A 24,482-nucleotide genomic window follows, 5' to 3' on the forward strand; every position below is an offset into this window, starting at 1 on the left:
GTTTGTAGTGAGGACTTTAGTCCTCGGAAAGAAGGACTGAAGTCCTCACTACGAACCTGTAAAATAGGTTTGTAGTGAGGACTTTAGTCCTCGGAAAGAAGGACTGAAGTCCTCACTACGAACCTGTCAATTTATTAACACTTTTATCTCTTTCTATTAACTGCCAAAGTTGAATCTCATAACAAAGATGCTTTTCAAATAGTTGACTCGCCTCCAATCCTTCAACCACCAATTTCTTAAACCAGCGGCGAAATATCCAACGCAGAATTTTATGGATCGGCGGAACCGCGATCGAAATTAAATCCGCTACATAAATCATTGTGTTCAATCCATACCTGCGGAAACTATCGACATATAAATCAATTGTTGGTACAATATGAGCAGAAATATCCTCAGCTTTTACTAAATTAAAGCCCGCTTGCATTAATGCAGCTTCCAGTTCTTCCACTACATGACAGTTAGAAAACATTCCTTCTGTATAATCAGGATTAGAGCGCAACATATCCGCAAGCAGTACGTAGCCTCCAAGATTGAGCACCGCCGCCGCACCTTTGGCTATATCGACAGCAGACATATATTGGCTGCTTTCGCTAAAGAGGACTAAATCGTAGGATTTGGTGGCTTGGAAATCTTCAAATTTGGTGAGGTGGAAGATGGCGCGATCGCCTGTACACTTGAGAAAGCGCTGTTGTTGGAACGGATCGGGCGCGAGGCCTTCGACTCCAAAAGCGCGATCGAGCAAATAAGCCGCATTTCCCCCAATCCCGCATCCTACATCCAGGATAGTCTTAATGTCTTTCGGGATAAAATCTAACAACTTATCCGTATAAGCTTGCTGGGCGATTCGCAGCCGCGCCAGAGTTAATTCATCAGCGGGCACAGGTAAGGTTTCCCAATAGCCATAGTGAAGATAGGGAGATTCTGTCAAGCCCAAATAGTAATTAAGCGCTGCATTTTGGTAACGAGTTACGTTGGAAATTTTGATTGGTTTTGGCTGCGACATTGGGAAAATTTAGTAAGTTTTAGGATTTCGGGCAGAGTTGAAATTCTTCCCAGCGTTTGCATACTTGTTCATAGCACTCAACGGGCGAAACTGCCAAGTTTTGCAACAAATTGATATCGATCTGACCATTAGCAAGCAATATAAAAATAATTGCTTTTTCAGATTCATAGCTATCAATCACTTCCAGCAGATTGGCAACAGTGTCTTCCTCTAGTTCTAATTGTTGCAAATAACCAGTTGCGTGCGATCGGGAAATAAACTGCAAATCATGCTCTACATTATCCACGCTCCAATTGATCGAGCCATTAATGGGAGTATCTATTTGGCAAACAACGATACCTCTTCCTAAGTGCCAAAAGCCATTCCAAGCAGTATATCCGATGGACAAAATATTCTGGTGAATAAACAAGTTCTGCCAGTAGCCAAAACTGCCCTGCCAAACACTATCTTTGATTCGCATTTGTTTTAGTTTCCCGTGGCGCCGACGAAAAGCGGTTTTAACTCAAAATTGCGTTTTTGTCGATCGCCCAAGGGAAGCCAACAGCAGATTAACTGTAAAAATACTGAACTAACCATCATCCATACCTCGTAGATGAAAACACGATCGCAAACAAATCGGCGGGCATCCTGACTCAGAGATGCAACAATCTCATTACAGTTGCGGGACAGCGCCGGATTCGCACCGAACTTTCCCCCTTACGTCTGATGTGTGTTTGTCATCAGAGCCGATCGATATACTGGAATATTACCACTATTTTAGATATTTGACAAAAATAGGTCTTAAAAACTCAGCAGGCGGACTTCATACAGCGTTTGCTGTTTCACGTACAGATTGCAGAAAATGACCGATCTCCTGCATAACAGAAGACGATCGTAAAATCTCAATCTCTTCATCAGTCAATCGATCGATAATCTCTGAGCGATCCTGAATTATTTCCGATCGAGAAATCAATTGCTCTAAAGCTTTTCTAGGTTGATAAACTGCCATGTCAACTATACCTTTGGGAGGTATGTATCCTAGCAGCCGCGAAAGCAAAGAGACATCTTGAAAAAAGATAATTTCTATTTCAGGAACAGCCATGACTACTTTTACTGGTGTATTAGCTGCTACGCCTCCAACTATTTCCTCAATATCTTTGAGACGTTGTTGAACTAACTCTGGTTCTACTGAATCCGCATCAACCACAATCATAACAGGTACTTGCCGACGTACAACTAAAGAACGAGCCAGTGAATTGATAGCATATCCTCCACCAGCAGCAACAACTTCGACATCATTAAGTAATTTTTCTGGGATCGCAATTTTAAGTAATTGTGCATCGAAATTTCCTTCACAGACAATGTAAGTAATCATGGGATATCTCGCTCTCTAACGTCGTAATCAGGCAATCCGTGTTCTACACATACACGGTATTTCAAAGTCAACAGTTCGCAAATTGTTTCATTATCCAAGGCATATTTTATTTCTTTTCCACTCCATAATAAAATTGTTTGCGGTAGAGAAAAACATGAAAGATACCGAGCAGGTTCTGTGAATTCAGTTCGGCTGAATACTAATCCAACAGTGGCTGCGGGACGGCGTAAAAGTTGATTGCGAAGTTTGGCAATAGGAGCAATATCAACGTTTGTTTGATCTCGAAAGTCTTTGCTTTCAACCAAACAGGAAAGTCCAGATGAATAGACGACACCATCAATTTGTTCGACTTTTTCCCCAAAGAGTTCCACGCTATAAGGCCATTTTACCTCTGCGCCATCAAGTTGAAATGCTCGTAAAACGAGGTACTCAAAGGCTTTGCCCGCGTCCCATCCTGGGGTGCTACGATTCTCGATGTTGTCCCATAGCGTTCGCAATCCATCCCATTGTAGCGACTGAATCATCCTTTCGTAATCTTTTGCCACAACCAATTTTCATACTCCAACAACTACACGCTTCTAGGTAAGCGATCGGCTTAAGTTTATCATAAAACTAGATTATAATTGATTGCTGGCACCAGTCACAAATCGCCTCAAATGCAGAATATATTGGTTTTACACGATCGGGTGAAATCCAATTTTTATGCTGGCGGTAACTCGTCATAGAGTTCTGGTTCAACATCTGGCACTTTAGCTAAAACTGCATCGTACTTCTGGCGAATTCCTCGCTTGGCTAAATCTTCTAAATAGCTTTCAGTCATTAGCGCTGACAGCTTTTCTGCAACTGCTGTCGCTATAAATTGATCGATAGAAATTCCATCTTTCAAGGCTAACGCTTGCAAATCTTTGTACAATGACTCAGGAAGTTGAACATTCAAATTACTCATAGCAAGGCTCCAATAGCTCTTAAAAACTCAGCAGGTGCGATCGCTCTTATTCCAAACCGCTCAATACCAACAAAGTCACGGATGTTGTACGTTACTACACTATCACATTTGGCTGTGGGCATAGCCCGATCGCCAATCCCTCCCCCTTTCATAATCTTTTCATTATTTCTACTTTTATGCTAAATTAAAACAATGAAAGAATTATAAAAAACCACAATGAGTAATACCGATCGCCCCAGTGTCTCGTTAGCGCAGCCCTCGCAGAGGATCGCCTGGAAACCCTATCAAATTGGTATATTCGGGCTATTGCTGGGAATTTGGCTCAGCGGGTGCAACACTCAGACGACAGCGGAGCCTCAAACCAAGCAAAATGGAGATTCTAGCTCAACTGCCGGTGATTTGACCCGAAAAGACCAAAAAGTCATTCTTACCACCTTTACGGTGCTGGCAGACATGGCACAGAATGTCGCTGGTGACAAGCTAACTGTTCAATCCATCACAAAGCCTGGGGCGGAAATTCACGGCTATGAAGTCACTCCTAGCGACTTAAAACGAGGGCAAGGTGCTAGTCTAATTTTGGATAACGGATTGAATTTAGAACGCTGGGCAAGTCGTTTTTATAATAGTTTTCCCAAGGTTCCGCGCATTACCTTAACTGAAGGAATTAAACCGATTAATATTGCCGAAGACTCCTACAAAGGTAAACCAAATCCTCATGCTTGGATGTCCCCTAAAAATGCTTTAATTTACGTTAGAAATATTCGCATAGCTTTGTCAAATATCGATCCAGCTAATGCTGCAACCTATGAAGCGAATTCGACAAAATACAGTGACGAAATTCAGGCAATAGATGAAAAGCTCAAACAAGCTATCTCAGCGATTCCGCCAGACAAACGCTACATAGTAAGTTGTGAAGGCGCATTTTCTTACATTGCGCGCGACTACGGCTTGAAAGAAGTTTATATTTGGCCTGTAAATGCCGAACAGCAATCTACACCGAAACAAGTTGAACGGGTGATTAATACAGTCAAAGCAAACAAAATCCCCGCCGTATTTTGCGAGAGTACCGTCAGCAACGAAGCACAGCTTCAGGTAGCAAAGGAAACCGGGGCAAAATTTGCCGGGGTGTTTTATGTCGATTCCCTCTCTCCATCGGAAGGCCCTGCATCAACCTACCTTAAGATGCTTGAATACAACGTCAATACTTTGATAAAAGGACTACAGGGTAATGGGGGATAGGGCATTGGGCATTGGTAATTTGGTAATTTGGAGAAATTGGTATGGATAGAATCAGTATTGACATTGAAAATGTCACGGTTGCGTATCATGGTAAAGTAGCATTGCACAGAGCCTCTCTGCAACTTAAAGCGGGGACAATTTGCGGTTTGGTGGGGATGAATGGTGCGGGAAAATCAACCCTGTTTAAGGCAATTATGGGGTTTGTGAAGCCAAACACCGGACGAATTTTAATTAATGGCTTGCCGATCCGTCAAGTGCAAAAAAGCAATTTGGTTGCCTATGTGCCTCAGTCGGAAGAGGTAGATTGGAATTTCCCGGTGAACGTTTATGATGTGGTGATGATGGGGCGCTACGGCTACATGAATCTGTTGCGAATTCCAGGATCCACCGACAAACAAGCGGTGCGAGAAAGCTTGGAAAGGGTGGAAATGTGGCCAATGCGCGATCGCCAAATCGGAGAGTTATCCGGGGGACAAAAGAAACGCACCTTTTTTGCGCGGGCTTTGGCGCAACAAGCAACGGTTTTACTGCTAGATGAACCCTTCGCCGGAGTTGATATCAAAACCGAGAAAATGATGATTGATTTGCTGATGGAATTGCGTCAAACAGGCCATACAATTCTCGTGTCAACTCACGATTTAGAATCCATTACTACATTTTGCGACCAAGTAGTATTAATTAATCGCAGTATTCTCGCCTACGGCAACACCTCAGAAGTGTTTACAGAAGAAAATCTTTCCCGCACCTTTGGCGGTGCGATCGGTGATTTTTCGTCTGCAAAAAGTCGGTTAACTCAAGTGAATCGGGAGAAGCAATAATGGACTTAATTCAGTGGTTTGCCACACCGTTGCAGCATGAATTTATGGTGAAGGCAATTTTAGTCAGCGCCTTAGTAGGGATTGTTTGTTCGGCGCTTTCGTGCTATATGACTTTGAAGGGATGGGCTTTGATGGGCGATGCGGTTTCCCATGCGGTGATGCCGGGGGTTGTGATTGCTTATGTGCTGAATATTCCTTTGGCGGTGGGGGCGTTTTTGTTTGGCGTGGGCTCCGTAATTGCGATCGGCTTTATCAAAGCAAAAACTCGCGTTAAAGAAGATACAGTGATTGGTTTAGTGTTTACCGGATTTTTTGCCTTTGGTTTGGTGTTAATTTCTAAAGTCAGAAGTTCGATCGACTTAACGCATATCTTATTTGGCAATGTCTTAGGTATTTCCGATTCGGATATTGTTCAAACTGTGATTATTAGTGCCATCACCCTAGTGACTCTGGCAATTTTACGCAAAGATTTAATCCTGTTTTGTTTTGACTCAACTCACGCGCGATCGATCGGTTTAAACATCACTTTCCTTTATTACGTGTTGCTGTCTTTGCTATCCCTGACAGCAGTTGCGGGACTTCAGACAGTCGGCATTATTTTAGTAGTAGCAATGTTGGTAACTCCGGGGGCAACCGCCTATTTGTTGAGCGATAATTTTGACCATATGATGCTAATTGCGATGACTTCGGGAGTATTTTCTAGCGTAATGGGAACTTATATCAGCTATCACATTGATGGTTCGACAGGCGGATGTATTGTGGTGCTGCAAACGCTGCTGTTTGTGTTGGCGATGGTTTTTGCCCCCAAATATGGTTTGTTGGTGAGATCTAGGGACTCGCAAACTATTAACGAATAAACAATATTCCTGTTATTTTGTCGTTGGGTGGGGGCAGGTTTATGAAATTGTCTGTTTGAGGCGATTATTGTGGGTGAATAAACAATATTGCTGTTATTTTGTGGTTGGGTGGGGGCAGGTTTATGAGATTGTCTGTTTGAGGCGATTATTGTTGGTGAACCTGCCCCTACAGGAATTATATTATAATCGATTCAGCGCAGATGAGATTATTTAATAATCTCGATTTCCTTTGGGATAGCTTTGCACGCGCGCACTTTTCGCCTATTCACTAAACTCAATATTTTCATACAAATCTGCCACGGAAATTTCTACAGAAATAGAGCTTAACATCAGCCGATCGCCCGCACAGCTATATTCCGAAAAAATCCATTTATTCGCTTCAGTTTTGGAATATTGTTCTACCTGTACGCGATATTGGTCGATTAATAGATACTCCTGAAAACTCGGAATACTGCGATAAGCTGCAAACTTGTCATCGCGATCGTAAGCTCTAGTACCCTTAGATAGCACCTCAGCAATCAGTAGAGGATTGGTAATTGTATCGGTACGTCCCGATTGAAGTTCGATCGGTTTTGCAACCACCATCACATCTGGATAAGTATACTTATTAAACTCAGGAATCCAAAGCCGCTGATCCGAATTAAAAGTCCGATATGGTTTCCCTTTTAACGTTAGTTTCAGCGCTCCAATTAAATTAGCGCTAATTTCATTGTGATCCGGTGTACCGCCAGTCATCAGAACAATCTCCCCATTGATAAATTCATGCCGATCCAGAGAATTAACTTCAGCTTCTAGATATTCTTCGGCCGTGTAGGTTTTGGTTTCAACTTGCGCGATCATATACAAGGCTCTCCTTTAATCTACTTATTTTAGTATATCTTAAAAATCGCTTAAAAACAGGCCGGGGCGGGTTTATGAGATTGTCGGTTTTTGGCCAATATTGTTGGTGAACCCGCCCCTACAGTCCGAATAAATTTACCGCAACAGGGAAAAGTTATAGCCAGTTTTTCCTACTGCTTTAATTTGCACTAAAATTGGCGAACCCGCCCGATCGCCACTTGGCAAAAACTTCACATCCTCGCTAGCTCCCGGTGCCGAGAAATTCGGGCTTTTGAGTGCTTGCTGCAATCCTTCCCGCGTATTACTTTGCTGCAAGCCAGCGATGATAGCTTGAGCCGCATCATAACTCGTTGCGGTGCGCCAATTTACTACTCCTCCCCAGCGCTGACTGGCATTTTTTGGGAAAGTGCTGCCGGGATTCGTTTCAGGATGCCAGGGAACAGGCAAAACAAGCCCGTCAACGCTCTTTTGTCCATCTTTTAGCGTTTGAAAGGTGTAAAGAGTTGAACTGCTGTAGAGCGCTAATTTGCCTTGATTGGCACGGGCTAGATCGATCGCGCGATCGAGGCGTTCGATGTAGGGTGCTAGCATCAATCCTTCTGCTCCTTTGCTAACAGCATCGGCAATGGCATTGTTGGGATTAAATGTCGGCGCTGACAAGTCGCAGACAATAGGAACTAATCTGCCGGCTGATGCTGAAAGAGATGCAATAAATTCATCCTTAAATGAAGCGCTGCCAGCAGCTTGAGAGTCATAGCAGAAGGCAATATTGGCTTTGCCTGCTTGTTTGACGATATACTCTGCTAAAGGAGCAGTCGTCGAGCCACTATTTAGGACAGTCCGAAAAATATAGCTGCCAAAACCTGACAAATTATTTGCACTGCTGGTAGGCGTAATCATCACCAGTTTCTTTTCCTGATAAATTGGAGCGGCTGCTAAAGACGCAGTGCTGTCATTGTGTCCGATTACTGCTAGAATTTTCTGGTCATTTGCTAATGCTGCTGCAACTTCTTTGGCGACTTCTGGAAGGTTGTTGTCATTGACAATTTCAACTTGCAAACCGGCACTATTAATTCCTCCCCTAGTGTTGATTTCATCTTGAGCTTGGGCGACACCTCGGAGAATTTCTTGGGCGATGTTGGGGTTGCTGCCGCTGGGCACGCTGACGGCAATTTTCAAAGAAGTGCGATCGCTTACTCTCGCATTATTCAAATAGATTACCGTTTCCGGATCGTTGCGATTTTGTTGCAGCGAAGCCTGAAATCTTTGCACGGCTTCTTTGTAATCTCCTTTGGCAAAAGCTGTAACGCCTGCTTGTTTTTCAGGTGTTGTTTGCGATGTCACCAATATCTGATTTCCTAAACTGATGCGAGTTGCGATCGCCCCCGATGGACTCGCACCCGGTGTGGATGGAGATCCAGGTGTAGGTGTAGATGTATCTGAACTTTTGGATGCGAATAAACCGGGAAGGAATTTGAATACACCAAACCCAATTAAGCCGAGGGCAATAATAAAAACAATGGGCGGCGGGCTTTTCCTTTTATCTTGGGACATAATCTTTTCTCCTTATATAATTTCTACAGAAAAGTTGTTAACTACAATCAGTATTCAAAAGATTTTGGTCAAAGTCAATTCATTAAATTCACTAATTAAACTCATAAAAGTCATATTTGTATTCTTAGGGCGGGCAAGATGCCCACCCCACAGGGGTTTCAGGAATTTTCGGCGTGCATTTTCAGGTAATGCTAGGATCGTAGAATAAGTAAGTGCGATCGGCTTTGGTAAATTCATGTGTTTGTGTGCAAATGTAAGTGTCATGATTTTGTGCTTCTAATTTTCCGAACAGTAAAGTTTTATGATTTAGGTAGTGATACCCAATTACAGATAGACTCGGGTTTGAGAGGGCAAGTTTTGGGGGCGATCGGATTTCCGCCGAGACCGATCCCAGTTAGCTTAGTCAAAGATTGCAACGGTTTGATGTCACTAATTTTATTGTTTTCGAGACCTAGGCTAGATAGTTTAGTCAAAAATTGCAACGGTTTGATGTCACTGATTTTATTGTTGCCGAGTCCGATCGAAGTCAGGTTAGTCAAAGATTGCAACGGTTTGATGTCACTAATTTTATTGTTGCTGAGATGGATCCCAATCAGGTTAGTCAAGGATTTTAGCGGTTTGATATCGATGATTTGATTGCTGTAGAGTTCGATAAAAGTCACGCTAGTCAAAGATTGTAACGGTTGGATGTTTCTGATTTGATTGTCGCTGAGGCTGAGATAATCCAGTTCAATCAAGGATTGTAAGGGTTTGATGTCACTGATTTGATTGTTGGAGAGAGTGAGAAAAAACAGCTTAGTCAACGACTGTAACGGTTTAATGTCATTAATTTGATTGTTGGAGAGGGAGAGCGAAGTCAGTTGAGTCAAAAATTGCAAAGATTTGATGTCGCTGATTGTATTTCTGCTAAGACCTAGTTCAGTTAGTTTAGTCAAAGATTGCAATGGTTTGATGTCGCTGATGTCATTGTTATCGAGGTCGAGTTGTGTGAGACTTGAAAGTTTCCGATCGGCAGCATCGCATAACCGTACTGCTTGATATATAAGAAAGAGGGCTGAAGCCCAACAACATACGTTGATGTGCAAGTTATAATAAAGTCATATAAATTGGAGGTTGAAATGGTAACGCTGCAATTAAGACAAATCAGTGTGCCGCCAGGACATAGACTGCTGTTGAATGATGTCAACTGGCAGGAATTTGAAGCAATTCTAGAGGAGTTGGGAGAACACCGCGGCTCTAGAATAGCTTACAGTCAAGGAACTTTGGAGATTAGGATGCCACTACCAGAACATGAATTTAATAAAGAAATTATTGGCGATATGGTCAAAATATTGCTCGAAGAACTTGAAATCGATCGAGAATGTTTTGGCTCGACGACTTTCAAACGCAAAAGTATGTTACAAGGAATTGAACCTGATAACTGTTTTTACATCCAAAATTACGCTTTAATGATTGGCAAAAAGCGCATCGACTTAACTGTCGATCCGCCGCCGGATTTAGCGATTGAAGTCGATCTCACTTCCAAGACTCAACTGGATGCTTACGAGGCGCTGGGAGTCCCGGAAATCTGGCGCTATGAAAATAAAAGGCTTCAGATTAATGTGCTTGAAGATGGGAAATATGTTGAATCGGAATTGAGTCGGATATTTCCCAATCTGCCAATTATTGAAGCGGTTTCTCAATATTGCGAACAAAGTCAAACGGCGGGGACGAGTCAAACTCTCCGATTGTTTCGCAAATGGGTGAAAGACCAAATACAAAATTGAGGTGAAGTTCCTATCAGAAAAACTTGCACTCATGCCGAGATTATCTTGAAATTATACCAATTATCTAAAATTGTACAACACTCTTCGACCCCCCCTAGCCCCCCCATGAATCAGGGGGGGGACAAGAATACTGTTATTTCGTTAAAAATTGGTATGGGACGCACTTGCTGTCAGAAATTTAGTTGGTTTTCGATCGCAAATACCGAATTTTCTAACAGCAAACGCCCTAATCTCGTTGTACTGTTAATTTCGCTGTTGCGTAATTGAGAGAGAATAAGGGTGTTGACCTTGCGATCGATCGCCCACGAAAATCACATAAGTCCCCTTGTCTCCATAACCGGAAAATTCTACAATCCCCGCAGCAGCATTCGCCGGTAGGACGCAGAAACGACCCCTCGGCCCCTGAATCATCAAACTGGGAGCTCCCGCAGTTTGTACTGCAATCCGCCAGTAAGGCAAATCCTGCGTTACTTCGATGACTTGGTTCGGGCCTTGGGCCACGAAACCGCAGTCGCCACTATTGTTCGGGCCGCCGGAAACTCCCGAAACTCTCAGCGGTTCGGGAAATCCTGGAGCAATTTGCAACGGTTGGCTCCGAATAGCTCCGGCAGCAGTTAAAATCATTCCTAGGGCTAGGATTGCGATCGAGCCAAAGCGCAGTCTGGGGCGATCGCACGGATAGCATATCTTCATTTTTATCCTTGTTGATCCGAACACAATGGCGGAAGGTTCTACTTATTTGACGGTAGAGGATAATTAACGGTTCCGAACAGGGTAATGTGACTCTTATTAATGTGACCGTCCTAAAACGATGTACAGCTAAACTAACTCCCAAACTTTTTTATGAATCCTCAAAATAACTTCAATTGGCAGCAAGCGATCGGAGAACTCAAAGCTAAACTAGAACGATCGCCTCTTGTCCAACAAAATCCAGACAGCTATCAAGCGATCGGAACCTTCTACAATCAATTTCTGGACAAGTTTCAAAAACTCCCCAAACCGGGACAGGTGGCAGTCTTTGCCGTCGGAGCGATCGTTGTTCTGACAGTCTTCAATAGCATTGTACAGTTACTTTCGGCCGTGATGACTCTTGGCGTTCTCGGAGTGCTAATCTACATAGCATATAAATTGGCAATATCTCCTGATTCCTCCAACTAAGGATTAACAATAGGAAATTATAAATATGTCTAACCCAACTGCACCCGGTGATATTAATCAACCCGATCCGTCTTGGCCGACACAATCCCAGCAAATGCCACTGCTGGTTCGCCGCTGCGGCGCTTGGGCAGTTGAAATTTCGTTAATTGCAGTTAGCGCCCTGGTTCCCTTCAGTATCGGGGCACTGGTTAACAAAGAAGCTCAAACCGTGCCACTCAATCCCTCGGTAGCAGCAGCATCGGAAACTGTTGCCCGTGTTTTGGCTATCCCCGTGCGCGATCGCAACCCCAGAGTTGCACCCCTAACTAATCTATTCTGGTCGGGGGCGCTGCTGGCACCGGCAGCTTTAGCGGCGTGGCAGTTGTTTTTGCTCGCCAGAACCGGCCAAACTCTCCCGAAACGCTGGTTTGGGGTGAAAGTTGTCACAGCCTCGGGCAATCCTCCGGGTTGGGCGCGAGTGCTGGTTCGCGAAAGTTTGGGGCGCTGGGGAGTGCCTCTGGGCGTCGCTTACGGGGTTTGGCGCTTGACTGGCGCGTTTCCAGATTTAATCATTTTAGGGGCGTTGAGCGGCTTGGCAGTGCTGGCAGATGGCGCTTTTGGATTGCGCTACAAACGGCAATCCGGACACGATCGCCTCGCGAATACTTTGGTGGTTAATAGTCGTGAAGCGAAGCTATCCCGTAGGGAATCGCACCAACTGTTGCCCAATCCTGTCGGGAGTCAAGATTGGACTGAGGAAGACGCGCAAATTGCAGCTTTGGTTTTGACTCCAGAAACCAATATGAAAGAAGATCCCAGTCTGTGGAATTGGATTCGCCAACATCCAGGCACAACTTTAGTGATAGTTACTATTGGCAGTGCGGGATTGATTTTAAGTTTGTTTGTTGGCACTCTGATCTACACTCAAAGTCAAGCTAATTTGCGGGATTCTCGGCAGCGGAATGACGAATTATTTGTAGCTTTAGTGAGTAAATTGTCTCCTGCTTCGGGTAGCGGAACATCGGGGAGGCGATCGGCTATTTTGGCTTTGGGGGCGGTGGATGACTCCCGCGCCGTACCTTTGCTAGCGGATTTGCTGGCCCAAGAAGACAGCAAGGCGATGTTGGATGCGATCCAGCAAGCTTTAGTCAGTACCGGGCCGAAAGCTTTACCGGATTTGCAGCGGTTGAACCAATCCCTCAGCAACGAGCTCGAATCCCTGCGCTACGGGGGGAAGACAGCGGAACGCGAGTTAGCGGCTACCCGTCAGAGAACAGTGCAAAGGGCGATCGGCAAAATTCTCACAGTGTATAGCAGCCAGCTCAACGGCGCCGATCTGAGCCGCACAGATTTAGGTCAAAGTCCTGCCGGCCCGGGTCAGTTTACTTTAGTATTAGACAAAGTTGACTTATCAGGAATTAAGCTGAGAAAAGCCAATTTAACCAATGCCAGCTTGCAGGGGATTCGCTTTTACGGCACTGGCGAAGACAGGCGTCCGGGGACATTTGACGATTGGATTTCTGACTTGAGCGAAGCTAATTTTGAAGGAGCCAATTTAACCGGAGCATCTTTTAACAGCGCCGTAATGAACCGCACCACTTTTGTGCGCGCTGTCCTGAACAAAGCTAATTTGTCAAATGGAAATTTGAATGGAGCTAATCTTAGCAACAGTCTTTTAATTGGGGCTTCTTTGCAGCAAGCAACGTTAAAAGAGGCAAGCTTTACCGGGGCAGATATCGGCAGCGCCAATTTTTCGGGCGCCAATTTAGAAAGTGCCCGTTTGGGCAAAGTCAAGGCTCAAGGTACTCAGTTATCCTTAACAAATTTGTCTAAATCGGAATGGCAAGGTGCTGATTTGTCCGGTGCGGATTTGTCCGGCGCTAACTTACAAAATGCTGATTTGACTTCGGCTAAACTCGCCAATGCGAATTTAAAAGATGCTCGGTTGCAAGATGCTAATTTGCGGAATGCAGATGTAAGTTCAGTTGATTTTAGAGGTGCGAATTTAGCGGGAGCTAATTTTCAAGGCGCTGTTTTCCTGGGGAAGGCAACTTCGGATCAGTTTATTCAAAGTCAGGCCGGTAGTAAATCTGGTCGATTTCAAGGTGTTAATTTTGCGGAGGCTAAGAATTTAGATCAAAGTCAAATTGCTTACATTTGTTTGCAGGGTGGGATTCATCCGAAGTGCTCGTCCAATAATTAAAAGTTGCTTGGATCGTATCGTTCGGACTTTATACCATTTCTCTAAATATCCGATAGAGATCGAGGACGACAAGACATTGTAATTTATCCACTTTCCCTGTTTTATAAGGTCTGTCATAACTTTACAAAAATGGTATAAATCTATCTAAACCTTTGGATGAAATCAAGGTTTATGTAGGTTATTGGTGGGGTGGGGGCGGGTTTATTTAGATTGTTTGTATTTGTTAGATATTGTGGGTGAACCCGCCCCTACCAACCAAATTTTTAGATGCAACCGTAAATTCCAATGTACATTTTCCCCCGACTTGTAGGGGCGGGTTCGCCAACAATAATCGTCAATAACCCACAATCTTGTAAACCCGCCCTCACCCAACAGTAATACCATTTTTCTAAATATCCGATAGAGATCGAGGACGACAAGATATTGTAATTTATCCACTTTCCCTGTTTTATAAAGTCTGTCATAACTTGACAAAAATGGTATTAGTCCTTCTTTTTCTGCGGGCTAAAGCCCTCACTACGAACCTTTATTTTTCTGTCTTTTTTTTGGTAGGATGGATGGAACCATACCCTGCCAATTAGATAAGAGGGGCTAAAGCCCAACAACGTACCTTACCAGAAGGGCTAAAGCCCAACAACGTACCTTGGTTTTTGAGAAGTGCTGTATTATGCGATCGCATCGGCACTTACGAGAGTCTCGAATTGTGCTAACAACATTCCATCAGTATTGTTTGCAACTCCAAAAATTTTAGGTAATTGGCCTGTTTCAACTAGAACTTGTCTGACTTCTCGGTTAGATATATCGGCTAAGTTTTTGTTATTGAGAATGGCATTAACGGCTGCAATACCGACACCTTGACCAACTGCTACATTGAATTCTACAATTCTGCCTACAGAACAAGCTAGCCCTTCAAATCCAGAACAGGGACTGACAACTGCCAGGTTAGGAACAGTTTTCATTAATGCGTGGCGGATGCCAATATTGAAGGTAGGCTGTTGGAAACTCAGACTGTTCAACCACCCTCTACTTTTTGCTTTATCGCCAATCCCCGAAATGCCTCCCCTAACATCAAAATGATAGCTAAATGTTGCCAGTGCTTCGGTAGCTGGTACGCCACCGCGCAGCATTTGTGCGCCTGTTAAAGGTTCTACAACTCCCGTCACATTTCCGGCGTGTCTGATATACAATTCTGAAGCCGGAGTAACAGAAGTAGCCCCTAAACTTTTCAGCCAAGTGGTTACAAATGATATCTCTTTTTGCATATTAGCTGTGGGTTTGCTCCCATTTCTCGCTAAGGCTTCTGCTTCGCTGCTGGTAACTGCAAATAACAGTGCATTCCACGAAAGTCTTTCATCTGGAAGTATGGCGATATTTCCTTCATCTAAAATTATGCCAGTTTCAGGAAAAGATAGCTTTCTGCCTCTAAAAGAGTGGTATGCTACAGATAGCGCAGGCGATCGCACATCTATGTAATCTTTGCCCGCCCACAGAGTTTTGAGATTTCCTCTGGTATCGATCATTTCCAGGCGGAGTTCTTCTGCTAGTTTGGCATCTTTCCCCGCTGCGGACAGCAAAAATTTTTGAGCTTCGGAATCGGCACGGTTTGTAAAGCGTTTTAGATAAGTATAATCGAGTTCTTTCAGTCTTCTGACACTGAGTCCTTGAGTTTCAAAAGTCAGAGTAACTGGAAGTTCTGAGTTAGGCAAACCAAAGGTTTCAAATCCATTCAGCTTTCGCACGCCTGCCGCTTGAGCTAATTCGCCATTGACAGTGGCATCAATAAATTGTTTACCTACATAAATTGTCCCTTTTGAGGTAATTATGCTAGTAATTTTGTTGCCTTCTTTATTGACTGATTTAATTTCTACTCTGCTGAGGAGTGCAACTCCTGCTTGTACCAGCATTGCTTTCAAAGCTGCCGTGGCTTTGCTGGGTTCAAGGGCGATCGCGCTGACACCTGATTTTTGCAGGAATTCTTTATAGATTGTCGGCGGTGAACCAAAGGGGTCTAAATTTAAAGATTGTTGAAGTTCTTGACTAACCTGACTTCGATCTAAATAAGCGAGGCCACCTCTGACTAAATGCCCGCCAATTCCTTCTTGCAAGCTACCTTTAGACATCAGCAAAACTCGCGGATAAAGCTTTGTCCGGCGACGGTATTCTCTGGCTGCTGAGATAACGGCTAGAGCTCCAGGAACTTCATCCCCAAAGCAGATGATATCGTAAGAACGCAGATCCATGAACATGATTTAATCGCGTCTCCCGATCGCCATTTTGCCGATCTGCATCTCAATTTTTGCCGTCAAACTCTCTGTCTGTTCCAAATAAGGCCGCATCTTTCCTAATTTTTTTGATAATTTTCACACGTTTCGGGATGCAGAAACCGGGTTTGTCCCGAAGATTCTGGGTTGAGGGCGATCGCAATTGGTGGACTAACTAGATTGGCGATCGCCCGCAAGGTGCATCATTCTGGCACTCTTTCTTCTCAATTAGCTTATAGTATCAGGATCTATCCCCAACTCGCGCAATCGTTCAGCTAGTCGATCGGCACGTTGCGCTGATTCCTTCACCTGTTCTTCAGGAGTCAGATAGCGTTTGCCATCAGCATCGTACCAATACAACCATTCCCTTGTCACCCCAGAATAATTTCCCCTTTCACAACCAATGCCCAAACCTATTTCTGGCATCCAAACATAATTTCCTGGCTGTAACTCGTATTTCCCATTGACTAACTTGTGTACTTCCAAACGAGGTTTACGACGGCGACGCGAAGAATAAATGACGTAATAAAGTACGCCTAAATCTTGATAAATGTCTAATTTTGTGCTGTATTCCTTGCGATAGGTTGCGGAAACAACTTCTAGCACGAACTGTGGTATGACATTCTCATCCCATAGCACGTAACTGGGACGCAATTCTTCATCGTAAAACCGTTGTACACCTAAACTTAAGAAAGCATCTGGCACAATGATGGGTTTGTTGAGGTGATGGTAAATAGCCATATCTATGCCAAAAAACCAGTCCATGCGTTCTGCCCAAAGTATCAGCAATATTGCTTTTAGCAATCCTGGGATTAATTCTTGCAGTTCGTTATCCACTGGTGTTTCATCTGAGTCTGGTAGTTCGTCGGCTGAGGGCCAGTGCCTAGGGAAGTTGTAATTTAACATGGCGGCTTTTCTCAAAACTCATTAATATTATACCGTTTATTTATTTAGATATAATTTTTTATTTAGTTAAGATTTTGACGAACCGCGAAGACGCTAAGGACGCGAAGGAAGAGAAAAAAAGAGAAGAAAGAGAAGACGATCGCTATTTTTGATTTAATTAAGCTGAAATAATTTTTGTAAAATATCAGTCTAGAGTTGCGCGATCGACTATACTCAATCTAACAACTCGGTTCTAATGGGGAGCAGCCATTAGAGGAAACGGGGAAAGTTTGGTGCAAGTCCAACGCTGTCCCGCAACTGTAATGAGGTTTGTAGTAAGGACTTCAGTCCTCAACCTCTTAAGTCAGAATGCCCGCCGATGCGTTAGTTTAGATTGTCTCATCTGCGAGGTTCAGTATGCAGGCCAGAAATCGGAAATTAGTCAGCCTGGGATTGATGGCTGGCTTGAGTTGTTATCTTGTCTTAGGTTCGGCAACGCCCGCCGCAGCTATGCACATTTCGGAAGGTTTTTTGCCGGTGCAATGGGCTGTGTTTTGGTGGATGGTGGCGTTGCCTTTTTTTGTATTGGGTTTGCATGAAATTACTCGCATCACCAAAGAATACCCGGAACTTAAACTGCTGTTAGCTTTAGCAGGTGCGTTTACTTTTGTGCTTTCTGCTTTAAAAATCCCCTCGGTAACGGGGAGTTGTTCTCACCCGACGGGTACGGGTTTGGGTGCAATTTTGTTTGGCCCTTCGGTGATGGCTGTACTCGGCGCTTTAGTGCTGTTGTTTCAAACGTTATTGTTAGCGCACGGCGGGCTGACAACGTTGGGGGCGAATATGTTTTCGATGGCGATTGTTGGGCCATTTGCTGCGTATTTTATCTATCGATTGCTGTTGCAAACTGGTAAACAAAGGTTGGCAATTTTTTGTGCGGCTGCTTTGGCAGATTTGCTGACTTATGTGGTGACTTCGATGCAGTTGGCGTTAGCTTTTCCGGCTGCGAGTGGCGGTTTTATGGCTTCGTTTCTCAAGTTTGTGAGCATTTTTGCGATGACTCAAGTACCGCTAGCAATTAGCGAGGGATTGCTGACTGTATTGGTTTGGAATTGGCTGCATTCTTACGGGAAACCAGAGTTAGAAATTCTGAAATTATTGAAACAGGAGTCATAAAGTCGTGAATCAAAAACCTACAAAAAATCAGCAAGCTAGTTCGCAACAAAATTGGATGTTAGTAATTGGAGTTGTCGCCCTTGCGGTGATTCCCCTAGTTTTTGTGCGGGGTGAATACGGCGGATCGGATGACCAAGCTAAGAAAGCAATTACGGAAATTCAACCGAGTTATAAGCCTTGGTTCAATCATTTGTTTGAGCCTGCTAGCAGCGAAATTGCCAGTCTATTGTTTGCGTCTCAAGCAGCGGTGGGGGCGGGGGTAGTTGGCTATGCGATCGGGCTTTATAAAGGCCGATCGCAATCTCAGCAGAATTCCGATCGCAAATCGTCGGAATGAACCATCAGATTGATAGTCTGGCTTATACAAATCGCTTGCGTGGGTTGCCGCCAACTCACAAGCTATCCTTTGCGATCGCCCTATTAATCCTGTCTCTAGTTTCCCATGCAGCGGTGCAGTTGTCGATCGGTCTTTGGCTGACAATCTGGATCGTAGTTTATGCAGGAATTCCGGCGAAACTCTATCTGCGGTTGCTGTTGCTACCGCTGATGTTTTTGCTGGCGAGTGTGCCTGCGTTGGCGGTGGGTGCGGTTGCGGGCGATCGAATCTCGGCAATTCAATGGGATATTTGGCAAGGTTGGGGAATTTACACCGGCAGTTTTTATCTGTATGTGAGTCGTACAGGAATATACCAAGTGAGCTTGCTATTTGCCCGCGCCTTCGCATCGACAAGCTGTATGTACTTCATCCTGTTGACAGTCCCGTTTACCGAAATCTTGCAAATTCTCCGAAAATCTAGGTGTCCAGAGTTAGTCACAGAACTACTGTTACTAATGTATCGCTTTATTTTTAGCTTATTGGCGATCGCAGATGAAATTTGGATAGCCCAAAACTCGCGCGGCGGCTATCGCACTTGGAAACTAGGAATGCGTAGTTTGGGCATTTTAATCGGACAATTGCTGCAACGAACTTTAGTAAACTACCGTCAAGTTTCCTTGAGTTTAGCCTCGCGCGGCTTCAACGGAGAATTCCGCGTCTGGCATTCTTCCCCTTATAAACCTTCGCGAAGATACACATTTGAAGCCGTGTTTGGATGCACGATTTTAACTTTGTTAAGTGTGGTATTTCAAAGTTGAAACAAAATTAAGAGACGGCAGTGCCAAAGGCGTGTCAAATTAAGCCTAAAGCCTTTATAAATCTCGTTTTTACCCCAGTCTAGATCCCCCTAAATCCCCATGATAGTCGGGGGACTTTGAGAAAACTCTTGTCCCCCCCTTATTAAGGGGGGCTAGGGGGGATCTAAACTTTGATGCAAACAAGAGATACTAAAGAGCTTTTTGCCATAAATATGACATTTATGAATCTAATTAATGAATTAAATGAATTGACTGTCAAAGAAACCTGTTGAATAATTGTAGTCAACAGTTATCTCGTGAAAATCCTATGATAAATAAACGCATCCTCAAAAAAATAGTCTTTTCATTACTAGCATCATTAAGCCTATTCTTAGCCACAGTCACTCATGCAACAGCCCAACAACTACCGTTTTACTGGGACAACATCAACGTCATCATCGACGTTCAGACCAACGGAGATATGTTAGTCACTGAAACGCAAAAATATGTATTCACAGGAGCATACAACAATGAACGATATCGCTATATTCCTTTAGATAAAGTCGATGCAATTAAAGATGTCACTGTTTCTGAAAATAATCAAATAATTCCGAGTAGCACTGGAACAGAAAACAATCAACTTTGGATTCGTTGGCAACATGAATTAAAGCCGCCAGACACACATACTTTTGTCATCAAATATCGCGTGGTAGGTGGATTGCAGCTAGATGGTGGAAATACTCAAGTTTATTGGAAAGCGATTGCAGCGGGTCGAAAAGCGCCAGTTAATACTGGAAAAGTTACGGTGAAATTACCAGAAGCTTTGTCAGGGAAAGTTCTCTCGTTTACAAATTTTGGTACGGCCGCAGTTCGTCGTCAAGTAGATCCTAAAACATTTGAATTTGTGGCAAGTCAGGCTATTCAGCCGGAACAGGAATTAGAAGTGCAGATTGCATTTCCCCAGGCAATTCTGAATATACCTCAACCTGGTTGGCAACAAAGTATCTATCGATCTCAATCTACCTCGGAATGGCTAGACCTTTTGTTTTCCCTATCTCAATCTATTTCAGGAGGAGGAGACTTTTTAGGAGACAATCTCTTGCTTATCATAACATGGCCTATCTGGCTACCTGTGCTTTATGTAATATTATGGGGGATTTGCGCCCATCTTATAAGATTCTGTTTTAGATGCAAAAAGTTTACGCTAGACACCAATACAGAAGTAATCTCTACAGCTACTCCAAAGACCAAAGGGAGGGATAAAGTTATCCGTCACTGTAGTAATTGCGGTTATCACCATGAAAAAAGAGTTGTGACAACTTATGTAGATCCGAGTAGTAGTGATGGTGGTGGCGGTGGCGGTGGCGGTGGCGGTGGCGGTGGCGGCGGTGGCGGCGGTGGCGGTGGCGGTGGCGGTTGATATTAAGAGGAATTACGCATCACAATCAAAGAAACCGGGTTTTTAGCTAATCTGTGGACTATGACGAAATATTTCGGAAAAAACCCGATTTCTGAGGACTCGTCCGCCAGGGAATGAATTCCCCTCTTATAGCGAAAGTCCTCGCTATGAGGACTGAAGAACTGATTAGTCCTCATACCGAGGACTTTCATTTTGAGGCAGGAGTTTCAACCCTTGCCGGACTATTGGTTGTACCTTAAGTTGGCATCAACGGGCCTGGTGCGGTGTCCTCGATTGCCATATTGTCAATGCTTATAATTTGATATTTTGTGGTACGAACGATCGCACTCCCTACAAAATCATATTCCAAATATGACTTTTATGAACATAATTAATGACTTTAATGAATTGACTCCACAAGAAACCTGTTGAATAATTGTAGTCAACAGTTATCTCGTGAAAATCCTATGATAAATAAACGCATCCTCAAAAAAATAGTCTTTTCATTACTAGCATCATTAAGCCTATTCTTAGTCACAGTAACTCATGCAGCGGCCCAACAAGTACCGTTTTACTGGGACAACATCAACGTCATCATCGACGTTCAGACCAACGGAGATATGTTAGTCACTGAAACGCAAAAATATGTATTCACAGGAGCATACAACAATGAACGATATCGCTATATTCCTTTAGATAAAGTCGATGCAATTAAAGATGTCACTGTTTCTGAAAATAATCAAATAATTCCGAGTAGCACTGGAACAGAAAACAATCAACTTTGGATTCGTTGGCAACATGAATTAAAGCCGCCAGACACACATACTTTTGTCATCAAATATCGTGTGGTAGGTGGATTGCAGTTAGATGGTGGAAATACTCAAGTTTATTGGAAAGCGATTGCAGCAGGTCGAAAAGCGCCAGTTAATACTGGAAAAGTTACGGTGAAATTACCCGAAGCTTTGTCAGGGAAAGTTATTTCATTTATGAATTTTGGGACGGCGGCAGTTCGTCGTCAAGTAGATCCTAAAACCTTTGAATTTGTGGCAAGCCAGGCTATTCAACCGGAACAAGAATTAGAAGTGCAGATTGCATTTCCCCAGGCAATTTTGAATGTACCTCCACCTGGTTGGCAACAAGGTGGTAAGTCATCTCAATCTACTCCGGGACAAAGCTCTTTTACAAAACCCAGACTTCCTTCTCCAGTGCTTTGGATATTTGGAATAATCATTACTATATTCATGATTAATGGCGGTAGCGGTAGCGATGGCAGTGGCGGTAGTATCGGTGGTGGTAGTTGGGGTGGTGGTGGTTGGGGTGGTGATGGCGGTGGTGGTGGGGATGGCGGTGGCGGTGGTGATGGCGGTGGTGGTGGTGATGGCGGTTAATATCAACGCCCCTGGACGCATCACAATCAAAGAAACCGGGTTTTACTTAATCTGTTGGCTATACCGAAGTATTGTCGCAAAAAAACCGGTTTCTGAACACTCGTTGATATATTGATCTCACCCAAATTCAGGAGACGGCAGTGCCGTTTACCTACAAATAGTCGGGTAGGGAAACCGGCATTGCCGTGTCCAAATTTGCTAGATTTTGAGATAAACAGATCGCACTCTCTACAAAATCATATTCCAAATATGACTTTTATGAACATAACTCATGACTTTAATGAATTGACTTAAACAGAAATATATTGAATACTGATTGTAGTTAAGAACTTTTCAGTACATTTTCACTTAAAGCAGGTTAAAACTATGACTAAATCACCTTGGCTTCGCAAGCTTTTACCCTTAGCAGCATCTTTCGCAACCACGATCGCACTAGCAGGCACTTTTGCCCCACCAACTCCCGCACAAACCAATCCGCCACCGACCCAGCCCCAGCAAGTCGAACCAGCGCCGGAAGAAGGTTTCAGCATCCCGATTTGGATCTATCCCGTAGGCGCAATGTTCGTAATTTTCATCTTTATCCCTAAAATTGGTTGGACTTTGGGCTTAATTGCGATCGGCGAACGAGAAGTAGGCATTGTCACCAAGAAATTCTCCAGTAAAAACTTGCCATCCAGTAGATTAATTGCCCTTGATGGTGAAGGAGGTTTGCAAGCAGATACCCTTCCTCCCGGCTGGCATTTTGGTTATTTTCCCTGGCAATATAGCGTTCGCAGAGAACCCGTTGTAGTAGTTCCTCAAGATGAAATTGGTTTGGTTATTGCTAATGATGGAGCCACCATTCCTTCCGATCGCATTTTAGGCAAAGTTGTCGATTGCGACAACTTCCAAAATGCCCGCAAATTCCTCACCGATGGTGGCGAAAAAGGACGGCAACTAGCCATTATCACCACTGGTACTTATCGGATTAATACCGCTGTATTTGAGGTAATTACTTCAGCCAATGCCGCTGCAAAAGGTATGCAGCCATCAGAACTTCACCTATACAAACTTGCTCCCGATCGCGTCGGAATCGCCAACGTGCTCGATGGAGTTCCGATTGATGAAGGTGAAATCGCTGGGCCGATTATTCCCGGTCACGATAACTTCCAAAAAGCGCAATCTTTCATCAAAGGTGGCGGGCGCAGGGGCTTGCAAGAACAGGTAATTTTATCCGGTTCTTGGAACCTGAACCCCTGGTTTGTACAGGTTGAAGAGGTGAAAATGACCGAAGTGCCGATCGGCTATGTCGGCGTAGTCATTTCCTATGTAGGGGAATCGCACAAAGATGTCAGTGGTGTAGCTTTTACCCACGGAAATCTCGTCAAAAAAGGTGATAAAGGTGTGTGGATTGAACCGCTGTATCCCGGCAAACATCCGATCAATACAAAGGTGATGAAAGTCGAACTTGTTCCCACCACCGATGTAGTTTTAAACTTCACATCGCGGTTCAGTGGAGAACACGGCTATGACTCGAAACTAAGCGCTTTGAAATTACTTTCTTTTGACGGATTTACCTTTGAGTTGGAAATTTTTCAAATCATTCATATCGGTACTTTGGATGCACCGAGAGTCATTTCGCGGCAAGGTTCCATGCAAAATCTCATCGACCAAGTGTTGCGTCCAATTGTCGGCAATTACTTTCGGAATTCGGCTCAAGAATATACAATTCTCGACTTTTTGATCGCACGCAGCGAACGCCAAGCAGAGGCCGCCGAACACGTCCGTCAAGCCCTACGTGCCTATGACGTGCAGGCTGTGGACACGCTGATCGGTTTGATTTCGCCGCCAGCGGAGTTGATGCAAACATTGACCGATCGCAAAATTGCCCAGGAACAAGAAAAAACCTACGAAGTGCAGCGGATTTCAGAGTCGCAGCGTCAGGAATTAGTGCGCGCAACTGCGATCGCCAATATTCAAAATCAGGTGGTAGCGGCGGAACAAGGGGTGAAAATTGCTCAATTGAGTGCAACTGCTGCGATCGAACACGCAAGTGGTGAAGCAGAAGGGATTCGGTTGATGGGACAAGCAAAAGCCGATGCTTATCAAGTTGGTGTCAACGCTTTGGGTACGCAGAGTTATACGCTACTGCAATTGATGCAAGCTGTCTCGGATGGTAGCGTTCGCGTTGTTCCCGATGTCACAGTCAATGGTAACGGTGGTAGTGGGGGTTTGTTGGACGGTTTGATGGCAATGTTGCTGCGGAATGAAACCAGTAAAAATGGTGAAAATCCAGCACATTCACCTGTAATTAATGTCAAGAAATCTAAGTCTGTTGTTGTGGAAGATGTGCCAGAATCACCAGTAGCAAAAGTGCGATCGGTGGAGTCGGTGGAGTCTATGAATTCGGTGAAGTCGCAGGAGTCTCCTAATGATTCACCATTTCCTCAGTATGAGCCTGTTGTGAAGTCTGATATTGATGCGCTATTTGATGAATTGTCTGAGGATGTTTGAGTAAGTTTGTTCAGTTTGTAGAGAGGATTTTTGTCCTCTCTGAAGGCTTT

25 protein-coding genes and 2 riboswitches are annotated in these 24,482 nt (G+C 44.1%); of the genes, 12 read left to right on the top strand and 13 right to left on the bottom strand.

Going from position 1 to position 24,482, the window contains the following annotated elements:
• Nucleotides 1-115 precede the first annotated feature (115 nt).
• The 6 genes from QZ918_RS00095 to QZ918_RS00120 form a co-directional block, all read right to left on the bottom strand.
• Nucleotides 116-1,003 (bottom strand): SAM-dependent methyltransferase, encoded by an 888-nt coding sequence (locus QZ918_RS00095; protein WP_293329609.1) that lies wholly within the window; start codon nucleotides 1,001-1,003, stop codon nucleotides 116-118.
• Nucleotides 1,004-1,022: 19 nt separating this feature from the next.
• Complete coding sequence (locus QZ918_RS00100) at nucleotides 1,023-1,463, bottom strand: hypothetical protein (protein WP_293329611.1); 441 nt, start codon at nucleotides 1,461-1,463, stop codon at nucleotides 1,023-1,025.
• Between the two features lie 140 nt (nucleotides 1,464-1,603).
• A riboswitch (cobalamin riboswitch) is annotated at nucleotides 1,604-1,748 on the bottom strand.
• Nucleotides 1,749-1,805: 57 nt separating this feature from the next.
• Nucleotides 1,806-2,357 (bottom strand): hypothetical protein, encoded by a 552-nt coding sequence (locus tag QZ918_RS00105; RefSeq protein ID WP_293329613.1) that lies wholly within the window; start codon nucleotides 2,355-2,357, stop codon nucleotides 1,806-1,808.
• Entirely contained in the window at nucleotides 2,354-2,902 is a 549-nt protein-coding gene (locus QZ918_RS00110) for a restriction endonuclease (protein WP_293152684.1), read from the bottom strand. Before QZ918_RS00110 ends, QZ918_RS00105 begins: the two co-directional genes overlap by 4 nt.
• A 155-nt stretch (nucleotides 2,903-3,057) precedes the next feature.
• Entirely contained in the window at nucleotides 3,058-3,303 is a 246-nt protein-coding gene (locus tag QZ918_RS00115) for a toxin-antitoxin system HicB family antitoxin (protein ID WP_293329615.1), read from the bottom strand.
• Nucleotides 3,300-3,455 (bottom strand): PIN domain-containing protein, encoded by a 156-nt coding sequence (locus tag QZ918_RS00120; protein WP_293329617.1) that lies wholly within the window; start codon nucleotides 3,453-3,455, stop codon nucleotides 3,300-3,302. Before QZ918_RS00120 ends, QZ918_RS00115 begins: the two co-directional genes overlap by 4 nt.
• 64 nt (nucleotides 3,456-3,519) lie before the next feature.
• Between QZ918_RS00120 and QZ918_RS00125 the strand changes: the two genes are divergently transcribed.
• From QZ918_RS00125 to QZ918_RS00135, 3 genes are read left to right on the top strand one after another with little or no spacing between them, the layout of a single operon-like run.
• Nucleotides 3,520-4,542, top strand: coding sequence for a metal ABC transporter substrate-binding protein (locus QZ918_RS00125; protein ID WP_293329619.1), 1,023 nt, complete (start codon nucleotides 3,520-3,522; stop codon nucleotides 4,540-4,542).
• 41 nt (nucleotides 4,543-4,583) lie between these two features.
• Nucleotides 4,584-5,360, top strand: coding sequence for a metal ABC transporter ATP-binding protein (locus QZ918_RS00130; RefSeq protein WP_293329621.1), 777 nt, complete (start codon nucleotides 4,584-4,586; stop codon nucleotides 5,358-5,360).
• On the top strand, nucleotides 5,360-6,217 hold the full coding sequence (locus QZ918_RS00135) for a metal ABC transporter permease (protein ID WP_293152699.1): 858 nt from the start codon (nucleotides 5,360-5,362) through the stop codon (nucleotides 6,215-6,217). The genes QZ918_RS00130 and QZ918_RS00135 overlap by 1 nt, the downstream gene beginning before the upstream one ends.
• A 261-nt stretch (nucleotides 6,218-6,478) precedes the next feature.
• Here QZ918_RS00135 and QZ918_RS00140 read toward each other — a convergent pair whose 3' ends face one another.
• The 4 genes from QZ918_RS00140 to QZ918_RS00155 all read right to left on the bottom strand — a co-directional run bounded on the left by QZ918_RS00140 (nucleotide 6,479) and on the right by QZ918_RS00155 (nucleotide 9,696).
• Nucleotides 6,479-7,057, bottom strand: a complete 579-nt coding sequence (locus tag QZ918_RS00140; RefSeq protein WP_293329623.1) for a Uma2 family endonuclease — start codon at nucleotides 7,055-7,057, stop codon at nucleotides 6,479-6,481.
• A gap of 135 nt (nucleotides 7,058-7,192) precedes the next feature.
• On the bottom strand, nucleotides 7,193-8,611 hold the full coding sequence (locus QZ918_RS00145; RefSeq protein ID WP_293329625.1) for an ABC transporter substrate-binding protein: 1,419 nt from the start codon (nucleotides 8,609-8,611) through the stop codon (nucleotides 7,193-7,195).
• Between the two features lie 54 nt (nucleotides 8,612-8,665).
• The gene (locus tag QZ918_RS00150; protein WP_293329627.1) at nucleotides 8,666-8,875 is read right to left on the bottom strand and encodes a hypothetical protein; all 210 of its coding nucleotides are present in this window, start codon (nucleotides 8,873-8,875) and stop codon (nucleotides 8,666-8,668) included.
• Between the two features lie 35 nt (nucleotides 8,876-8,910).
• Nucleotides 8,911-9,696 carry a leucine-rich repeat domain-containing protein gene (locus QZ918_RS00155; protein WP_293329629.1) on the bottom strand — a complete coding sequence of 262 codons (786 nt, stop codon included), beginning with the start codon at nucleotides 9,694-9,696 and terminating at the stop codon, nucleotides 8,911-8,913.
• 33 nt (nucleotides 9,697-9,729) lie between these two features.
• Between QZ918_RS00155 and QZ918_RS00160 the strand changes: the two genes are divergently transcribed.
• Complete coding sequence (locus QZ918_RS00160) at nucleotides 9,730-10,377, top strand: Uma2 family endonuclease (RefSeq protein WP_293329631.1); 648 nt, start codon at nucleotides 9,730-9,732, stop codon at nucleotides 10,375-10,377.
• 243 nt (nucleotides 10,378-10,620) lie between these two features.
• Here QZ918_RS00160 and QZ918_RS00165 read toward each other — a convergent pair whose 3' ends face one another.
• Nucleotides 10,621-11,070 (bottom strand): hypothetical protein, encoded by a 450-nt coding sequence (locus QZ918_RS00165; RefSeq protein WP_293329633.1) that lies wholly within the window; start codon nucleotides 11,068-11,070, stop codon nucleotides 10,621-10,623.
• Nucleotides 11,071-11,220: 150 nt separating this feature from the next.
• Here QZ918_RS00165 and QZ918_RS00170 point away from each other — a divergent pair, with 150 nt between their 5' ends.
• Both QZ918_RS00170 and QZ918_RS00175 read left to right on the top strand, forming a co-directional pair.
• The gene (locus QZ918_RS00170) at nucleotides 11,221-11,535 is read left to right on the top strand and encodes a hypothetical protein (RefSeq protein WP_293329635.1); all 315 of its coding nucleotides are present in this window, start codon (nucleotides 11,221-11,223) and stop codon (nucleotides 11,533-11,535) included.
• Between the two features lie 25 nt (nucleotides 11,536-11,560).
• Nucleotides 11,561-13,717 carry a pentapeptide repeat-containing protein gene (locus QZ918_RS00175; RefSeq protein ID WP_293329637.1) on the top strand — a complete coding sequence of 719 codons (2,157 nt, stop codon included), beginning with the start codon at nucleotides 11,561-11,563 and terminating at the stop codon, nucleotides 13,715-13,717.
• Nucleotides 13,718-14,382: 665 nt separating this feature from the next.
• Here QZ918_RS00175 and QZ918_RS00180 read toward each other — a convergent pair.
• Nucleotides 14,383-15,957, bottom strand: a complete 1,575-nt coding sequence (locus QZ918_RS00180) for an FAD-dependent oxidoreductase (protein WP_293329639.1) — start codon at nucleotides 15,955-15,957, stop codon at nucleotides 14,383-14,385.
• Between the two features lie 249 nt (nucleotides 15,958-16,206).
• Nucleotides 16,207-16,884, bottom strand: coding sequence for a Uma2 family endonuclease (locus QZ918_RS00185; RefSeq protein WP_293152725.1), 678 nt, complete (start codon nucleotides 16,882-16,884; stop codon nucleotides 16,207-16,209).
• A 210-nt stretch (nucleotides 16,885-17,094) separates the two neighbouring features.
• Nucleotides 17,095-17,258, top strand: a riboswitch (cobalamin riboswitch).
• A 22-nt stretch (nucleotides 17,259-17,280) separates the two neighbouring features.
• Here QZ918_RS00185 and QZ918_RS00190 point away from each other — a divergent pair.
• The 6 genes from QZ918_RS00190 to QZ918_RS00215 all read left to right on the top strand — a co-directional run bounded on the left by QZ918_RS00190 (nucleotide 17,281) and on the right by QZ918_RS00215 (nucleotide 24,432).
• A complete protein-coding gene (locus QZ918_RS00190; RefSeq protein ID WP_293329641.1) occupies nucleotides 17,281-18,039 on the top strand; it encodes an energy-coupling factor ABC transporter permease in 759 nt (252 codons plus the stop codon).
• 4 nt (nucleotides 18,040-18,043) lie between these two features.
• Nucleotides 18,044-18,376, top strand: coding sequence for an energy-coupling factor ABC transporter substrate-binding protein (locus tag QZ918_RS00195; protein WP_293329643.1), 333 nt, complete (start codon nucleotides 18,044-18,046; stop codon nucleotides 18,374-18,376).
• Nucleotides 18,373-19,173, top strand: a complete 801-nt coding sequence (cbiQ, locus tag QZ918_RS00200; RefSeq protein WP_293329645.1) for a cobalt ECF transporter T component CbiQ — start codon at nucleotides 18,373-18,375, stop codon at nucleotides 19,171-19,173. The genes QZ918_RS00195 and cbiQ overlap by 4 nt, the downstream gene beginning before the upstream one ends.
• A gap of 307 nt (nucleotides 19,174-19,480) precedes the next feature.
• Nucleotides 19,481-20,572: a DUF2207 domain-containing protein gene (locus QZ918_RS00205; protein ID WP_293329647.1), complete on the top strand. Its 1,092-nt coding sequence runs from the start codon at nucleotides 19,481-19,483 to the stop codon at nucleotides 20,570-20,572.
• 446 nt (nucleotides 20,573-21,018) lie between these two features.
• Nucleotides 21,019-21,939: a DUF2207 domain-containing protein gene (locus tag QZ918_RS00210; protein ID WP_293329649.1), complete on the top strand. Its 921-nt coding sequence runs from the start codon at nucleotides 21,019-21,021 to the stop codon at nucleotides 21,937-21,939.
• A 366-nt stretch (nucleotides 21,940-22,305) separates the two neighbouring features.
• Nucleotides 22,306-24,432 carry an SPFH domain-containing protein gene (locus QZ918_RS00215; RefSeq protein ID WP_293329651.1) on the top strand — a complete coding sequence of 709 codons (2,127 nt, stop codon included), beginning with the start codon at nucleotides 22,306-22,308 and terminating at the stop codon, nucleotides 24,430-24,432.
• Nucleotides 24,433-24,482: the final 50 nt, after the last annotated feature.

Origin of the sequence: Microcoleus sp. CAWBG58 (genome assembly GCF_020883045.1) — a bacterium.
In the GTDB taxonomy this organism is placed as follows: domain Bacteria; phylum Cyanobacteriota; class Cyanobacteriia; order Cyanobacteriales; family Microcoleaceae; genus Microcoleus.

Coding starts and splice junctions, on each gene's coding strand:
- QZ918_RS00095 (WP_293329609.1), bottom strand. CDS start 1,003: ATGTCGCAGCCAAAACCAATCAAAATTTCCAACGTAACTCGTTACCAA.
- QZ918_RS00100 (WP_293329611.1), bottom strand. CDS start 1,463: ATGCGAATCAAAGATAGTGTTTGGCAGGGCAGTTTTGGCTACTGGCAG.
- QZ918_RS00105 (WP_293329613.1), bottom strand. CDS start 2,357: ATGATTACTTACATTGTCTGTGAAGGAAATTTCGATGCACAATTACTT.
- QZ918_RS00115 (WP_293329615.1), bottom strand. CDS start 3,303: ATGAGTAATTTGAATGTTCAACTTCCTGAGTCATTGTACAAAGATTTG.
- QZ918_RS00120 (WP_293329617.1), bottom strand. CDS start 3,455: ATGAAAGGGGGAGGGATTGGCGATCGGGCTATGCCCACAGCCAAATGT.
- QZ918_RS00125 (WP_293329619.1), top strand. CDS start 3,520: ATGAGTAATACCGATCGCCCCAGTGTCTCGTTAGCGCAGCCCTCGCAG.
- QZ918_RS00130 (WP_293329621.1), top strand. CDS start 4,584: ATGGATAGAATCAGTATTGACATTGAAAATGTCACGGTTGCGTATCAT.
- QZ918_RS00135 (WP_293152699.1), top strand. CDS start 5,360: ATGGACTTAATTCAGTGGTTTGCCACACCGTTGCAGCATGAATTTATG.
- QZ918_RS00140 (WP_293329623.1), bottom strand. CDS start 7,057: ATGATCGCGCAAGTTGAAACCAAAACCTACACGGCCGAAGAATATCTA.
- QZ918_RS00145 (WP_293329625.1), bottom strand. CDS start 8,611: ATGTCCCAAGATAAAAGGAAAAGCCCGCCGCCCATTGTTTTTATTATT.
- QZ918_RS00150 (WP_293329627.1), bottom strand. CDS start 8,875: ATGACACTTACATTTGCACACAAACACATGAATTTACCAAAGCCGATC.
- QZ918_RS00160 (WP_293329631.1), top strand. CDS start 9,730: ATGGTAACGCTGCAATTAAGACAAATCAGTGTGCCGCCAGGACATAGA.
- QZ918_RS00165 (WP_293329633.1), bottom strand. CDS start 11,070: ATGAAGATATGCTATCCGTGCGATCGCCCCAGACTGCGCTTTGGCTCG.
- QZ918_RS00170 (WP_293329635.1), top strand. CDS start 11,221: ATGAATCCTCAAAATAACTTCAATTGGCAGCAAGCGATCGGAGAACTC.
- QZ918_RS00175 (WP_293329637.1), top strand. CDS start 11,561: ATGTCTAACCCAACTGCACCCGGTGATATTAATCAACCCGATCCGTCT.
- QZ918_RS00180 (WP_293329639.1), bottom strand. CDS start 15,957: ATGGATCTGCGTTCTTACGATATCATCTGCTTTGGGGATGAAGTTCCT.
- QZ918_RS00185 (WP_293152725.1), bottom strand. CDS start 16,884: ATGTTAAATTACAACTTCCCTAGGCACTGGCCCTCAGCCGACGAACTA.
- QZ918_RS00190 (WP_293329641.1), top strand. CDS start 17,281: ATGCAGGCCAGAAATCGGAAATTAGTCAGCCTGGGATTGATGGCTGGC.
- cbiQ (WP_293329645.1), top strand. CDS start 18,373: ATGAACCATCAGATTGATAGTCTGGCTTATACAAATCGCTTGCGTGGG.
- QZ918_RS00205 (WP_293329647.1), top strand. CDS start 19,481: ATGATAAATAAACGCATCCTCAAAAAAATAGTCTTTTCATTACTAGCA.
- QZ918_RS00210 (WP_293329649.1), top strand. CDS start 21,019: ATGATAAATAAACGCATCCTCAAAAAAATAGTCTTTTCATTACTAGCA.
- QZ918_RS00215 (WP_293329651.1), top strand. CDS start 22,306: ATGACTAAATCACCTTGGCTTCGCAAGCTTTTACCCTTAGCAGCATCT.